This is a genomic window from Cupriavidus necator (assembly GCF_013141915.1).
GTDB classification, from domain to species: domain Bacteria; phylum Pseudomonadota; class Gammaproteobacteria; order Burkholderiales; family Burkholderiaceae; genus Cupriavidus; species Cupriavidus necator_B.
In genome coordinates, this window is record NZ_SROX01000001.1 from 407,380 (window position 1) to 421,794 (window position 14,415).

9 protein-coding genes are annotated in these 14,415 nt (G+C 67.2%); 3 read left to right on the forward strand and 6 right to left on the reverse strand.

Features of this window, described 5'->3' with window-relative positions; genetic code table 11:
- The first annotated feature begins 32 nt into the window (after window positions 1-32).
- Window positions 33-1,124, forward strand: a complete 1,092-nt coding sequence (gene tssA / locus E5S69_RS01895; RefSeq protein WP_171513314.1) for a type VI secretion system protein TssA — start codon at window positions 33-35, stop codon at window positions 1,122-1,124.
- Between the two features lie 55 nt (window positions 1,125-1,179).
- Here the strand turns inward: tssA and E5S69_RS01900 are convergent, their stop codons facing one another.
- From E5S69_RS01900 to E5S69_RS01925, 6 genes are all read right to left on the reverse strand, one after another.
- Complete coding sequence (locus tag E5S69_RS01900) at window positions 1,180-1,950, reverse strand: OmpA family protein (RefSeq protein ID WP_236901215.1); 771 nt, start codon at window positions 1,948-1,950, stop codon at window positions 1,180-1,182.
- 110 nt (window positions 1,951-2,060) lie between these two features.
- A complete protein-coding gene (gene tagF / locus E5S69_RS01905) occupies window positions 2,061-3,050 on the reverse strand; it encodes a type VI secretion system-associated protein TagF (protein WP_171513315.1) in 990 nt (329 codons plus the stop codon).
- On the reverse strand, window positions 3,047-7,006 hold the full coding sequence (gene tssM, locus E5S69_RS01910) for a type VI secretion system membrane subunit TssM (protein ID WP_171513316.1): 3,960 nt from the start codon (window positions 7,004-7,006) through the stop codon (window positions 3,047-3,049). The genes tagF and tssM overlap by 4 nt, the downstream gene beginning before the upstream one ends.
- A gap of 81 nt (window positions 7,007-7,087) precedes the next feature.
- A complete protein-coding gene (locus E5S69_RS01915; protein ID WP_171513317.1) occupies window positions 7,088-8,581 on the reverse strand; it encodes a hypothetical protein in 1,494 nt (497 codons plus the stop codon).
- Between the two features lie 58 nt (window positions 8,582-8,639).
- On the reverse strand, window positions 8,640-8,909 hold the full coding sequence (locus E5S69_RS01920; RefSeq protein WP_115664769.1) for a PAAR domain-containing protein: 270 nt from the start codon (window positions 8,907-8,909) through the stop codon (window positions 8,640-8,642).
- Between the two features lie 87 nt (window positions 8,910-8,996).
- Window positions 8,997-9,854, reverse strand: coding sequence for a M15 family metallopeptidase (locus E5S69_RS01925; protein ID WP_171513318.1), 858 nt, complete (start codon window positions 9,852-9,854; stop codon window positions 8,997-8,999).
- A 276-nt stretch (window positions 9,855-10,130) separates the two neighbouring features.
- Between E5S69_RS01925 and E5S69_RS01930 the strand changes: the two genes are divergently transcribed.
- Together E5S69_RS01930 and E5S69_RS01935 are read left to right on the forward strand one after the other, a co-directional pair.
- Window positions 10,131-10,958 (forward strand): hypothetical protein, encoded by an 828-nt coding sequence (locus E5S69_RS01930; protein ID WP_171513319.1) that lies wholly within the window; start codon window positions 10,131-10,133, stop codon window positions 10,956-10,958.
- Between the two features lie 152 nt (window positions 10,959-11,110).
- The gene (locus E5S69_RS01935) at window positions 11,111-14,413 is read left to right on the forward strand and encodes a type VI secretion system Vgr family protein (RefSeq protein WP_171513320.1); all 3,303 of its coding nucleotides are present in this window, start codon (window positions 11,111-11,113) and stop codon (window positions 14,411-14,413) included.
- Window positions 14,414-14,415: the final 2 nt, after the last annotated feature.

Below are 14,415 nucleotides of genomic sequence, written 5' to 3' on the forward strand. Positions count from 1 at the left end.
TTACCCCTTGTTTCCAAGGCTGACTGACCACCATGGCTTCTCTCCAGTTCGACCGCCTGCTCGCTCCGCTTCCTGGCGACCAGCCCTGCGGCGAAGACCTGCTCTTTTCCGCTGAATTCGACCGCATCCAGGAGGCGCGCCGCGCTGACGATCCATCTCTGGACCAGGGCGACTGGGTAACGGATATCAAGGAGGCGGACTGGCGCGAGGTGATCGGCATCGCCACCTCGCTGTTGCAGGATCGCACCAAGGATCTGCGACTCGCGGTCTGGTTGACCGAAGCACTTTCCAAGGAGAGGGGTTTTGCCGGGCTGCGCGACGGATATCAGCTGACAGCCGAGCTTTGCGGCCAATACTGGGAACACCTGCACCCGGTGATGGAAGCTGACGATGTCGATTACCGTACCGGCAGCGTCACGTGGCTGGCGGGGCGGTCGAGCCAGCTGATTCGCGAGATTCCGCTGGTCGATGAATCGGCGGGTGGCTATACATACGTCGATTGGGAAGTCGCGACGCACCTCGCGGAAGCGATTCGTCGCGATCCGGAGCAGGCGGACGAACTGGCACAGGGCAAGGTCAGCCAGGAGCAGTTCGAGGCGGCGCGGAAGAAGACGCCGGCGGCGTTCTATACGGCGCTGCATGCCGACCTGGTGTCCTGCGAAGCAGCGTTGAAGCGGCTCGGCGATGTGCTGGACGAGCGGGCCGGCGAGCATGCTCCGAGCTTCCGCCAAGCGCGCGAGGCGCTGGAGGCGGTGCGTATGCTGGTGGAGCGCTTTGTCGGCAAGCCGGTGGAACGGCCCGCCGGCGCAGAGGTGAATCAGGCTCCGTCCGCGCATACCCAGAACGGACACGCAGGCGTGTCGGCGGGCGCTGCCGACGCCGTTCAGTCCGGCCCCATCCGCACGCGTGCGCAGGCGCTGGCCCAATTGCGCGAGGTGGCGGATTTTTTCCGACGCACGGAACCGCACAGCCCGGTGGCTTACCTGGCAGCACGCGCTGCCAAGTGGGGCGACATGCCGCTGCACGCGTGGCTGCGTACGGTGGTCAAGGACGATGCCACGCTGTCGCAGATCGAGGAGCTGCTCGGCGTTACCGCGGATCCTTCGGCTGATCACGACGCGTAATTCCAGGTCACGCCGGCAGTGTCGATGTGCCGGCGTACATCGCAGCAATGCCGGATTACTGACCGGCCCGGAATTCAATCCTCCGGTTCTTCGCCCGTCCTTCCTCCTTGTCATTCGGCGCCACGGGTTGGTCCGGACCCACGCCCACCGCCGTCAGCATGCCGGGCTCGCCGCCTTTGCCGATCAGGTAGTTCTTCACTGTTTCCGCGCGTGCCTGGCTCAGCGTCAGGTTCAGCGCGCGGCTGCCGGAATTGTCGGTGTGGCCGACGATCTCGATCTTGCGGCCGCTCAGGCGCGGCAGCACCGCTGCCATTTCATCAAGGATGGCGCGGCCCTTGGGCGTCAGCGTGGCGGCGCCGGTCTCGAATTCGATGATCCGGTTGGCCAGGGTCTGGTCCAGCAGGTTCTGTTCGGAAGCGGGCACGCGCAGGCCGTTCTTCACCGTATACGCCTGGCCCAGGCCGGTGGCCATGTCGCTGGCGATCTGCTGGCGCTGGGCCTCGTTGCGCACGTCGCCGTGCACCGATACCTGGGTACCGTCGATGCTGAGCTGGCCGCGGCTGACCTGCTTGATTTGCGGCGAGAGAATCTTCTGCACATTGGCCGACCAGTTCGGGGGAGATACTACGTTGCCCACTTCGATCTGGTCGACCACGTTGGCGCTGCCGTACAACTCGCGCAGGCGTGCCAGCACGCTGGCCTTGGTGGCCTCGTCAGGGACGGCGCCGCCGGCAACGACTCGGCCTGAAGCGGCCGCCGCGGGCGCGGCCGGCGTGGTGGCGGTGGTCGGGACGGTGTCGCCCGGCGCGGCATGGGCGGGCAGCATCGCCAGCGCGGCCAGCAATCCCGCGGCCAGCGCCGGCGTGCGCGCCCCAACGGTAGCGGAGGCAGCCTTGAGATTGGCTGCCTGGTTACATACTGCATTGAAACCCATGCTCATTCCCCGGCAAAGACTTCACGGAAGGTGTCGAGCGCCAGGCGCAGTGACAGCTGCGGCTGGTCCATGTAGCTGACGAACTTGGCCATGCCGTAGTCTCCGTTGACGTGCTGCTCGACCCATTCCGGGTCATCGATATTGATGTTCTGCTCGGCATAGGCCAGCGGCGAAATCACGCCGTGCAGCGTACGTGACGAGGCGCCGTTGAAGCCGATCACCAGCCGTTCGTTGCCGCCAATCTGCCCGAGGAAAATCGATAGTTCGAAATCGGCCCGGTGCAGGAAGCGCGACACCAGCTCCAGCCAGAAGCTCGCCACCAGGCTGCGGTAGAGGGGGTCGGCAGGCAGCGGCAAGGTCAGGCCTTTTTCCAGGTGCGAGGAGCCTGACGACATCAGCGGCTGCAGCAGGATGCCGAGCGCCAGCAGCGTGCGGCGCAAGCGTACGTGCTGGCCGTGGCCGGCCAGCATGTGCTCCAGGCCGGCCACGGTCTGGAAGTCGATGAAGTCGGCAAAGCTTGCGTCGTGCGTCTGGGCGCCGGCGCCGGTTTCCACGCCCAGTTGGGCCTGGCTCAGCTGCTGCAGCCCTTCGGTCGCATCGGACGCCTGAGCCAAGGCATGCATCTGTTGCCCGGCGCGCGTCCACAGGCGGGCCAGGGCCAGCGGGCTGCGCGCGATGAATTGCAGAGGGCGCTCCACCTCCATCGCCGCTGCCGTCAGGAACGGGAAGCGGCGCGAAGACAAGTCGCTGCTGGCCATCAGCGCACCCGCAATGGCGAGCTTGCTTTGCGAGCCGAGAAACGCGAAGTGCGTGGGCTTCCAGGCGTCATAGCAAGCCTTCCAGGCCGGATCCTCGGCCAGCAGTTCCATGCCCTGCGCGAGCCAGCGGTCCAGCGTATCGAGCAGCTGGGTGTTGTTGGCACTTTTGACGAAGTCGCCCCGGGAGGGAATTTTGCCGAAATAGGACAGCTGCAGTTGGGTCGGCTGGCTCATTGCGCCGTACCTCCTTGGTTGACATGGGCCGAGGCCTGCGCGCTGCCCTGCGCGCTGGCCTGGGGGTTCGGGGCAGGGGGTGCCGACGGAGGCGCCGCGGGAGACGTCGACGGCGAAGCGGCTGGCGGCGTGGCGGTATTGAGGGGCGCATTGGCGTCGGCGATCGCGGTTGGCAGGCGCAGGCCGCGCAGGCCCTGACTCTGCGGCGAGTCCGAAGCGCTGGCATTGCCTGCCGTCTGCGGGCTGCTGATGATGCGCAGTGCCACGCTGACCGCGATGTTGTCGCGGCTCCAGGTCAGGTCGAAGGCGCCATCCGGGCGGCGTTTGCGCGCCGCGGTGGCGATCAGGCGCTCCAGGCCGAAGCGGCCGGGTTCGTTGAGCAGTTCGACGGAGCGGCCGTCGAAAGTCGTAGCCGTGATCCTGGCGCCGGGCGAACCCTGCGGGTTAGGCCAGACAAAGTTGGCCCATTGCGCCGGTGTATTGCGATAGCGCAGCTGCTGGCCGTCGATCTCGACGGTGTACTCGGTAGTGCCCGTCGCAGGCGTCGGCAGGATCTGGAATACGGTCTGCTGGGCCGCCGCGGCCGTGGCGCCGCCATTGCCGCCGGCGGCGCCACCCGTCAGCGGCGCCACCCAGCGCGTGAAGTTGGTGGTGAACTCCGGTGCCAGCGTCAGGCCCAGGTCGCCCCAGGTGCGCGCGGCCAGCATGTCGCCACGGCGCACCGACAGCGGCCCGACGGTGGCAGTGGTGAACTTGGCGATGGCGCCCTCCGGCCCGAAAATCTGGCCGATCTCGGCCGCGCTGGCTTCGATCTTGGCATCCGAGGCGAACGGATACTTGGTGGCCAGGGTCTGGCTGAACGGCTGGTACACCTGTGCGTTCCAGACCTTGTTGATCTCGACGCTGGCGGGGCGGATCACCACGGCATACGACTGCAGCAGCGGCCGCACCAGCAGCGGCCGCAGTGCCTGGCGCTGGCTGTCGGTGAGGCCGGTCATCATCTGCTCGTCGACATACTTGAGCGCATCGGACAGCTCCGAACCATTGCCATCCAGCGTCTGCTGCATCAGCTGGCGCGCGCCGGGACCCGGATCACCCTGGTTCTTGAGCTGGTTAAAGCGCGTGCGTACCTTGGACAGCGACTCCATATAGCCGCGCAGCATCGAGTTGTTGTCATGCATGACGACGATGCGCGCCAGGCCCGAGAACTCCTTGCCGACCGGGCCCATCGGGATCGCGCCGGCCGCGCTGTTGGCGCCGCTGACATCGACATTGACGCTGACCTGCGAGGGCGTGCCGCGCGAGATCAGGCGCTTGAACCAGTCGAGCATGCCGGACTTGGCCTGCTTCAGTCCCGCATTGAGCAGCGAGGGGTTGTCCCACGAGGTCTGCTCATACGCGGTGTCCAGCACCTTGCGGATCGGCGAGTTGGCCGGGTCCCCCAGCAGGTTCATGCTGGCCACGGCCTGCTCGAAGCTGCCGAAGTCCTGGATGGTCACCCCTTGCATGAAGCGCTGCCATTCGCGCGCGTATTCGGTCTTGTACATCGTGACCAGCGTCTTCTGGATCTGCTCGGGACTGCCCTCCAGGGTCAGGTCATCGCGCGCGGCGACATTGAGTACCCAGTCCTTGCTCTGCAACTCCTTGCTGGCCGCTTCGCGAATGGCGGGCTGCACATAGCCAAGCCAGGCCTCGCGCGTGAAGGTGCCGGGCACGGCGTAGCTGCCGGCCACCACGGAAGCGCCGGTGTCGCCCACGATGCGGGCCACCGTCATCGGTGCAAAGCGGGTGGAAGCGCGCGCCTTGATCTCGGCGTAGGCGCGTTCGCGCGCCGGCATGCCGCGTACCACGCGGCGCAGGTTTTCGCGCGACTGGTCGATCAGGGACAGGTTGCCTTCCAGCAGGGGCCAGTTGTCGTCATTGACGCGGGCCAGGAAGAACGACAGGTTGCGTTCCGCCGAACGGATCAGCTGCTCGCGCGGCATGTTGCCGCGGTTGTCTTCGAGCCAGCCGCGCCAGAAGCGGGTCACCTGGTCAGTCAGGTGCGCGACCTCGACGTGGCGCTTGTCGGCCAGCATGAGGTAGGTCTTGAGCGCGTTGTACGCGTCTTCCACGTTGGTGGGCGAGGCGTCGGTGTAGCGCTTGCCGGCAGCGGGCGTGGTGGTGGTGGCCGTGGCTGACGTGGCAGCCGGCGCCGAGGCGGGCGCTGACGACGGTAGCGCGGTCGCCGTCACGGCGCCGGTTTCAGGCGGTCGCACCATCGGCGCGAGTTGGTCCGGATGCGCGTTGACTTCCGCCAGGAAGGTTTCGATGGCGCCGCCGACCGGTTTCAGCATGACCTGGCGCAAGCCGTTGTAGTACTCGTCCAGCAGCTTGTGCTGCAGCGTATCGCCCTGGTACAGGCCCAGCGACAGCGCCAGCGGATGATCGGCGCGGAAGCGCTCGAGCTGTTCGATGCGGTCCTGGAGGATGTCCAGCGCTTCGAGCCGCGCCTGCAGGTCCACGCGGTTCTGCTGCATCTTGACGATCTTGTCCAGATCGGCCTGCACATTGGCGGTCAGCTGCCGGTTGCCCAGGAACGACCAGGTCCAGCCGCCCAGCAGCAGGCCCAGCACCAGCACCAGCCCGAAGAACGTGGCAAAGCGCAGCCGTGTCTTGGCGGGGCTGGCGAACTGGCGCACGGTGCGGCGGTCGGCAAAGATCACCTTGGAAAACAGGTCGCGCAGGAAGAAGCCATTCTTCGAGAACACCTCGCGGTGGCCGGCCACGCCTTCCAGCTTCAGCCCGAAACGGCGCGCGATGCGCTCGGCCGACACGCTGGTAGTACTGGCCTCCTGTACCGCGCTGGTGAAGTAGAAGCCGCGGAACACGGGCTTGTACTGGAACGGGTTCTCGTCAAACAGCGTGACCAGGAAGGCCCGCAGCGTCGGCTTGACCGAGGCAAACTCCAGCGGGAAGCTCAGCAACCCCGGCGACAGCTTGCCGTTGCGGTGCTGCGCAATCTGCGCCACGCTGATTTCCTTCAGGCCGTCGCACAGCTCGTCGAAGCGCTGGTCGAACACGGCCGCGACATCGCGGCGTTCTTCGGGGGCGAAGGGCAGGGTGGCGCCCCAGACCCGGTCGCGCTCCTGCTTCTCGTTGTCGCCGAAGAACTCGGTAAAGCCGGTGATCAGGTCGGCCTTGGTAAACATGACGTAGACCGGCGCGAACACTTCCAGCCGCTCGGTTAGTTCCTGCACGCGCTGGCGCAGGTTCTTTGCCAGGTTGATGGCGAATTCCGGCCGGTTCTGGGTCAGCTCCGAAATGCTGACCGTGACCACGATGCCGTTGATCGGGGCCTTGGGCCGATAGCGCTTGAGCAGGTCCAGGAAGCCCAGCCATTCGCGCCGGTCTTCCTCATGCACGGCATAGCGGCCGGCGGTGTCGAGCAGGATGCCTTCGGTGGTGAAGAACCAGTCGCAGTTGCGCGTGCCGCCGATGCCGTGGATCACGGCGCTGTTCTTGTCGGCGAACGGAAATTGCAGGCCCGAATTCAGCACGGCCGTGCTCTTGCCGGCCGCGGGGTTGCCGATGACGATGTACCAGGGCAGCTCGTAGAGCGCCTCGCTGCCGGACATCTGCCCCAGTTTCGAGGTCTTGATCGTTTTCACGGCGCTGGCCAGGCGCGTGCGCAGCGCCTCGACCTCGTCGCGCTTGTCGGGCGGCGCGGCCTTGGCGGCCATGTCTGCCTGCTGCTCGAGGATGCCCTCGAGCTTGCCGCTTGCCCGGCGCGCGCGCCAGCGTTTCCACAGGTAGGTGGCCAGCCACGCCAGCAGCAGTACCCCAAGGACGATGGCGACCCAGGCCAGGCCGATCTCGAAAGTCTGCGCCATCAGCAACAGGAAGACGGTCAGCACGACCACGCCGAACACCGATAGCGTGCGTGTGTGGGTCAGGAAGTTAAGGATGCGATGCATGTTGCCTTTGGCTCGGGAGCAATACGGGATTTGGGGGCGCGGTTCGGGTCAGGGGCAGGTCACGGCAGGTCTGGCGCTGGATCACGCCGGCAGGATCGCGACGGCGCCGCGCTGGTGCGCGTCGCCGGCGCTCAGTGCCAGCACGGGTCGGCCGCCATCGAGCGCCAGTTGGTGGGCCACCGCCACCGGCAGCAGCGCACCGGCAGCGCCGGCGTGGCCGCATGGCAGGCCCAGCGCCAACAGGTCGGCGACGGGGTCCAGGGTCGGGAAACGGGTGCTGACCACTTGGGCGATCTCGACGGTGCGGACCGGGTGGACGCCGGTGTCCGTGACGATCGTTGCCACGGCCGCAGGGGCGTTGCCGGGCTGCGCCGCGGTTTCGGGCGCATCCTGTGGCGCGGCTTCGGCCTTGCCGGCAATGGTTTCGATCGCCTGCGTGACAGCCTGCGCCAGCGCCTCGAGTCGTGGCTGGCCGCGGTCGGCCGTAGGCGCGTCCAGGCGTGCCATCGCCGTGCGTGTAATCAGGATCGGCGCGCTTTGGGCATCTGCGTCGGCATCGCCGTCAGAACCTGTCTCGGTGGCGCTCGCGGCAGGCTGGTGCGCGCCCAGCAGCACGCCGGCGGCGGCCTCGCCCGGGGTTCGGCCATGTGGGCAGCGCGCACTGAAGAGCTGGTCTTCCTGTTCCAGCGCCTCGACAGCATTGGCGCCGATCAGCGAATCGGCGGCGACCAGCATGCGCAACGCCGGCTGGCCGTCGACCGGGCGGTTCACGGCCTGGGTGGCCCGATCCAGCAACAGCAGCGCGTCGCCGTCGCCGCGCGCGGCCGTGGCTTCGAGCGTGAGCCGGGCCGCTGGCCAGTACTGGGACAAGCGCTCGCGCAGCCAGTCACCGGCAGCGGCCTGGCGCGCTTCCGGCCAGCCGCGCGGCAGCAGCATGGTGGCCACCAGCGGCGCGCTGCTGTCCGGCACGGCCATGTCGTGGCCGGCAGGCGCGTAAACCGCTGCCTGCATGGCGAGCTCTTCGGTTACCTCGGTGGCGAGCGCCAGCGCGCGCAAGGCCTCGTCATCCCAGGCAAGATCGGGCGTCCGGGCCGCGAATTCGGTGCGCAGACTGTCGATATCGAGCGACTCGACCTGGGCAGCAAAGACAGGTCCGGGCAAGCCATCCAGCGCAACCAGGCCCGGCCGGTTGCCCGCCTTGGCGGCCTCCACCACGGCATCGGGGGCATTGCCGGCGGGCGTGCGCACCGCGCTGGCAAGCAGCGCCGCGCGCCAGGTACGGGTGGGGTCGTTGGACTCCGGCTGGGCGCCATCCGCGACAGTGTCGGCGGCCCCTGCCGCCACGGTGGAAGGCGGCTGGCTGGCGGCCGCAACATTGGTGCGGATGCCGTCCAGCGCGCGCTTGATGGCCAGGTAAGCGGCCACCATGCCGGCCGGCATCAGCACCAAATGCGTGACGATGTCCGTGGTGGTCGGCATCCGGTTGATCGATTGCCACCAGGCAATGGTCGCGACCCACACCACGGCGAATACCGCGAACAGAATCAGCGTGGACTTGATCAGTCTTGGAAACATGGTTTCGTGTCGAGTAGCGGCGGGAGGGCGTTTGAAACGGCCGTTCGCTGCCGGGACTTCATTGGCTGCCGGTCACGCCCTGGCTCGACAGCAAGGTTGCGCCACAAGCGGTCTTGTCGCCGTGCCGCGCGGCGGCGCGGCCGTCGATGATCACGTTGGGGTCGCCGGTAACGATGACGGTGGTGCCGCCATGGCCCGAGCGAGGGCAAGTGACACGATCTCCCACGCAGGCAATGCCCTTGCCGTTGGTGCTGGTGTTGCCCGAGGCTGTGATCACCACGCCGCCGTGGTCAGTCTTGTCGCCCAGCAGAATGAAAGGACGTGCCACTACGCTCTCCCCAAATTGCACCGGCAACCGCTGCCGGTCCGGTATTCATGTATCTGGCAGCCCCGCCGTTGCGGAGCGACCGTGCCGTTATTGCTGTGCCGGCCGCTTGCCCAGCACACCCGGACGCCGCAGCTCGACGTGTCCGAGATCCATCATCTTCCAGCGGCCGCCCCAGACCAGTCCGGCCGACTCCGCGGCACGGCCATACAACTCGTACCCGCGCATGGCCCACGGGTCTTTCTCGCTGATTACCAGCTTGCCGTCGCGGTAGAAGGCGCTGTCCGCGGCCAGCCCGAACTGGTGGTAGCTGTGGTAGGCACCGGCCTGCGTCACATGGCTGCCCATCGCGGCCAGCCGGGCCTGCCGTTCCGGGCTGCGGTAGCCCTCCAGCAGCGCCATTTCATAGCCGTGCTCGTCACGCATGACCTTGTAGACCAGCAGCAGCCGCTGCCTGAATTCGGCATCCAGCTGATCCCAATCCCGGCTGGCTTCGCGGATCGCCGGGCGGATCAGCTCCACTTCGCGCGTGGTGAAGACTTCAGGCGGCAGCGGGAGCGGCGGCACCAGGCGCTCCCCATTGAGCAACGCGGCGATCTGCGGATCCGGCTCGCGCACACCGTCATCGTCCTCGAACTGGAAGACCTGCCGGTGACGCAACGCCAGCGCCAGCACCGGCGGCAGGGTCACCACGCCCGCCGCTGCCAGCACCAGCGCGCGGCGCTTGGCCAGGAAGTCCCGGGCTGAAGCCAGCGTCGTGGTGGCGCTGCCAACCGAGTGGCGGATCGAACTGGCCGACTGCGAGCCCGCTGACGCCGCACTGGTGCTCAAGCGGCGCCACTGCGAGCGCGCCACCGCAAAGCAGCGCTGCCGTACTGCGGGAAGAAGCAGCACGGCAGCAGCGGCAACCATCAACACGAAATAGAGGACCAGTGCGACAAAGACCATGCTTTCCTGCTTGACCTAGCTGGCTGCGCCCCCCGTGGCGAAGGCTGCACAAGGGCACTCAGCATATTCAGTATTTTTTACATCTGTATTCGATGTAATCTCAATCCAGGGGGACGTGCCTCGTATCGGGTTTGTCTTTCGACGAGGCCAGCCGTAGAATCCGGGAGTCTAAGGCCAAAATGATCGAATCTGACATATATGACACAACGGGTCGGTAATTGTAAATCCGGCCGGTAGCGTCCGCCGCGCATTTTATTTCAAATTTCTTGATGACAGATGAGCAATAGCGACGATGTGAAGCCGTCCGGCCCCCCAACGCTGTTCGGCAGCGAGCCTGATGCCGGCGCAGCCGGGCAGACCCGCATCCTGGCCAGCCTGGAAGGCCGCGTGCCGATGGCGGCCAAGGCTCCGGCCAGGAAGCCGACTGGGCGCTACCTTGGCGCGGGCCTGGTCGCTGTTGCCGCTGCGGCTGTGGCCGGGTGGCTGTGGCTGGATCCGGGCGCCGACGCACCCGTATCGGTGCAGGCGGGCAGTTCGGCGGCTCCGGCACAGCCCAGCGCTGACGCAGCAGCGCCTGGCGAGGCGCTGGCCAATGCCCAAGCATCGGCACCGGTCGCTTCCGCAGCCTCAACGGAATCCGCCCAATCGGTTGCCGAGACTGCACAGCCGCAGCCCGCAACGATCGTCGATGCCGATAGCAGTGACCCCGCCCTGGATCGGCTCGGCAAAGTGGATGGCGCGGCTGCAGCCGGAGCCGTCGCGGGGGCCACCACACTGGCCGCGCTGACCTCTCTCGGTAGCCAGTCAGCCGTGACCAGGCCAAAAACTGCCGAATTCGGCAAAAGTACCAAAAAGACATCGGAGTCAAAGACGACGACGTCCTTGGAAAAGAGTGCTACGGGCACGGCTGCGAACACCAAAGAGAAGAAAGCCGTCGCCAAGGCCAGCACTTCGGCAAAGCCAAAAACAACACGTCGCAAGTCACCTGCCACGGCGGGCGACCCCGATGCCGAAGTCCTGGCCGCACTGCTGTCGCAACCGGAGGGCAAGCCGATCAGCACGGCGACGGCCAGCACGCGGTCTACTGCCAAGGCGCGCAACTGAACCCGGCGACGGTTCAATCCAAGTACAGAGAATCGGTGTGGTTGCCCGGCATGCGCCACACCGTGCTTGCAATCCAAGGCGGGCGCCAGCAACGGTGGTTCCGCGGGCATGTCGGCCCCTGAAGCAGTTGCAGCTGCACGAACGGACAGCGAATGGATGTCACCACTCTTTATCAACATCTTTTCAGCGCGGCTCACCGCCTGTACGCCCTGGAAGGTGAAGGCGCGCTCGGCGAGCTCGCCGTCGAAGCCTGGATCGGCCGGGAAGGCGTCTCCGCGCTGGGCGAGTCGCGCATCGTCGCGGTCAGCGCCAATGCCGATATCGCGCTGGACAGCCTGCTCGGCCAGCGGGTCACACTGCTGACCACGCTCGCCGGTGGCGGCCAGTCGCGCCGCACCGGCCTGATCCGGCAGGCCGAGAAGCTCGGCGCCGACGGCAGCCTGGCACGTTATCGCCTGACGGTGGTGCCGTGGCTGTGGCTGACCACGCAGCAGCGCAATAGCCAGGTGTTCCAGAACCGCAAGCTCGACAGCATCATCGAGACCATCTTGCAGCCCTATGCGCCGCACGCGCAATGGCGCTACGCGGCAGGTGCTGAAGCGCGCATAGCCACCATCGGCGAGCGCGCCCATGTCGCGCAGTTCCGCGAGACTGACTACCACTTCCTGTCGCGCCTGCTGGCCGAGGCCGGCCTGGGCTATACCGTCGTCGAAGACGACGAATCGCCCAGCGGGCATGCCGTGGTGATCTTTGCCGACAGCGCTCAGTTGCCGGAAGACGAAGAATCCGCCGCGGGCGGCGGCATTCGTTTCCATCGTGCGCACAGCCAGGAATCGGCCGACGCCATCCAGCAGCTGGCGTGCGAGACCCGCGCGACCGTTGGCGGCGTGGCGGTGACGGCATGGGACCCGGAGGCCAAGCGGGCTATCCGCGGCCATGCGCCGGCACGCTACGTTGGCAATACGGGCCGAGCGGTGAGCCCGGATCCGTACCTGTCCGTCAGCCTGTCATTGGCGCCGGACGCGGCGAGCGCGCAGCGTGTCGCCGAGCAGGTAATCGAAGCCGTCGAGGCCCGCGCGCTGCTGTTCACCGGCCGTGCGTCCGTGCGCACGTTGCGCAGCGGCATGCGCCTGACCGTCATCGGCTGCCCGCACCTGCCGCTGCAGGACGACGATGCGGCGGGCTATCCGCTGCTGCTCGACGCGGTGGAGCACTGCGGCATCAATAACCTGGCCGCCGACACAAGCGCCGCGCTGGCCGATCGCATGGGGCCGCTCGAGGCAGCGTTGTGTTTCGAAGCACCGCCGGTGGCACCGGACGCCGCGGTGGCAACGCCCGGCCTGCTGGGCGTGCTGCCGTCGGCTCCCGAGCCGGTGCGCCTGGCGCCAACCCAAGCGCTGCAGACAGCCGCCCGGGAGCAGGGCTACGCCGCCATTTTCCGCGCCATCGACGCCCGCCGCCCATGGCGCGCCTGCGTGCTTGACGTCGATTGTCCACGCCTTTACAGCCGCCCCAGCCCGCTGGGGGTACATAGCGCGATCGTCGTCGGTCCCGGTGGCCGGTCCCAGGCGGAAGGCAACGCCGAACACCACGCCAGCCCCGCCGGCGAGATCCGCGTGCGCTTCCACTGGCAGCGCGGCGAGCGCGCCGACGACCGCAGCAGCCGCTGGATCCGCGTCGCACAGCGCCAGGCAGGCCCTGGCATGGGCTGGCAGTGGCTGCCGCGCATCGGCCAGGAAGTGCTGGTCAAGTTCGCCGACGACGACATCGACCAGCCGTTCGTCATCGGCGCGCTGTACAACGGCCAGGGTGAAGCCGGTCACGCGCCCACGCCCGGCGGCAAAACCGCAGCGGCGGGCGGCGACGGCCAGTCTCTGTACGCGCAGGGCACGGACAGCGCTGCCAGCGCGCAAGGCAACCTCGCCGGTGGCAACAGCCCCGCCTGGCACGGCCTGGGCGCCCAGCCGGACGGTCATCGCAATGCCGCTGCGCTGACTGGCTTCAAGAGCCAGGAACATGGTGGCAAGGGCTATAACCAGCTGGTGCTGGACGACAGCGACAACCAGCTGCGCACGCAACTGGCGACCACGCTGCAATCAACCCAGCTCAACCTCGGCCACCTGATCCACCAGCAAGACAACCGCCGCGGCAGCTTCCGCGGCCAGGGCTTCGAGCTGCGCACCGACGGCCACGCCGCCGTGCGCGGCCAGGCCGGGTTGCTGCTGACCACCTACCGCGACGCCGCCACTGGCAAGGCCCTGCCAACCGGCGACAACGCCGCGGGCATCGCGCTGCTGCGCCAGGCGCGCGACCTGGTCAAGACCCTGAGCCAGGGCGCGACCACGCACCAGGCCCGAGCGCTGTCGACTGGCAAGGATGACGAAGCGCCATTGCCGAAACAGACCCAGGCCGCGTCCGGCATGGTCGACGGCCAATCGCTGGAAACGGCCAAGGACGACGCCTCCGGTGGCAACACCACGACCCCAGGCAAGGTCCCGCACCAGGCCGTGGCCATGGTGCACCTGAACGGCCGGGCCGGGCTGGCCATGGTCGCCGGCCAGGACCTGCAGATCGCCAACGGCGAAAGCGTGGCGCTGGCCAGCGGCCTGGACAGCAACATCGCGGTTGCCGGCCAGGCCCGCGTCCATGCGGGGCAGGCGATCGGCGTGGCCGCGGGGTTGTTGGGCGCGGGGGATAACAACATTGGCCTGCAGCTGACGGCGGGCGAGGATGATATCGATATCCAGGCGCAGCACGATCTGCTGAAGCTGGCGGCGCGGGATGATTTGATCGTGGTGTCGGCCAATATGAATGTGGATTTCGCCGCGGCGAAGCGGATCCGCATTGCCACCGCGGGTGGAGCTTCGATCCTGATCGAGGGCGGGAATATTACGGTGGAGTGTCCGGGGGCGATTACTTATAAGGCGGCGCAGAGGAAGTTTGAGGGGGCGGTGAATACTGCCTACCCGCTTCCCGAGTTTCCCCAAGCCCCGATGCCTTACAAGCCCATGGAGTTCCGCATGCGCCTGGCAAATACCCCGGGTGAAGGGGGGCACGCGCTGGCACACGCGCCCTGGAAGATCGCTGTCGGGGAGGCGCCGCTGGGACTCGGCATGGTGGGTGACGACGAATTGGTGGCACATGGAGTCACCGATGCTGACGGTAACGTGACACTCAGCCAGGCCCAGCAGGAAGCCCTTGCGCGCGCCTATTGCGCCAGTCCAGCCAATACCTGGCTGGTATATCCCGGCCAGACCGTACGCGTGCACGTTGCCGAGCAGGATCCGGCGTGGACGGATGCGGAGGCAGCACGCCACGCACTCAATGCCGGTGACTTCAGTGGTGGACTGCCGCAATCCATGTCGGACGACAATACGCAGCAACGGCTACGCTATGCGCGCGATGCGCTCGCCGCCGGGTCGTCCAATCAGATCTACAAGAAACTCAGTAAATAAGA

What these genes read in the sequence shown, in the direction of transcription:
- E5S69_RS01930 (WP_171513319.1), top strand. Translation starts at nt 10,131, where the DNA reads ATGAGCAATAGCGACGATGTGAAGCCGTCCGGCCCCCCAACGCTGTTC.
- E5S69_RS01915 (WP_171513317.1), bottom strand. Translation starts at nt 8,581, where the DNA reads ATGTTTCCAAGACTGATCAAGTCCACGCTGATTCTGTTCGCGGTATTC.
- E5S69_RS01900 (WP_236901215.1), bottom strand. Translation starts at nt 1,950, where the DNA reads ATGCTGCCCGCCCATGCCGCGCCGGGCGACACCGTCCCGACCACCGCC.
- tssA (WP_171513314.1), top strand. Translation starts at nt 33, where the DNA reads ATGGCTTCTCTCCAGTTCGACCGCCTGCTCGCTCCGCTTCCTGGCGAC.
- E5S69_RS01925 (WP_171513318.1), bottom strand. Translation starts at nt 9,854, where the DNA reads ATGGTCTTTGTCGCACTGGTCCTCTATTTCGTGTTGATGGTTGCCGCT.
- tagF (WP_171513315.1), bottom strand. Translation starts at nt 3,050, where the DNA reads ATGAGCCAGCCGACCCAACTGCAGCTGTCCTATTTCGGCAAAATTCCC.
- tssM (WP_171513316.1), bottom strand. Translation starts at nt 7,006, where the DNA reads ATGCATCGCATCCTTAACTTCCTGACCCACACACGCACGCTATCGGTG.
- E5S69_RS01935 (WP_171513320.1), top strand. Translation starts at nt 11,111, where the DNA reads ATGGATGTCACCACTCTTTATCAACATCTTTTCAGCGCGGCTCACCGC.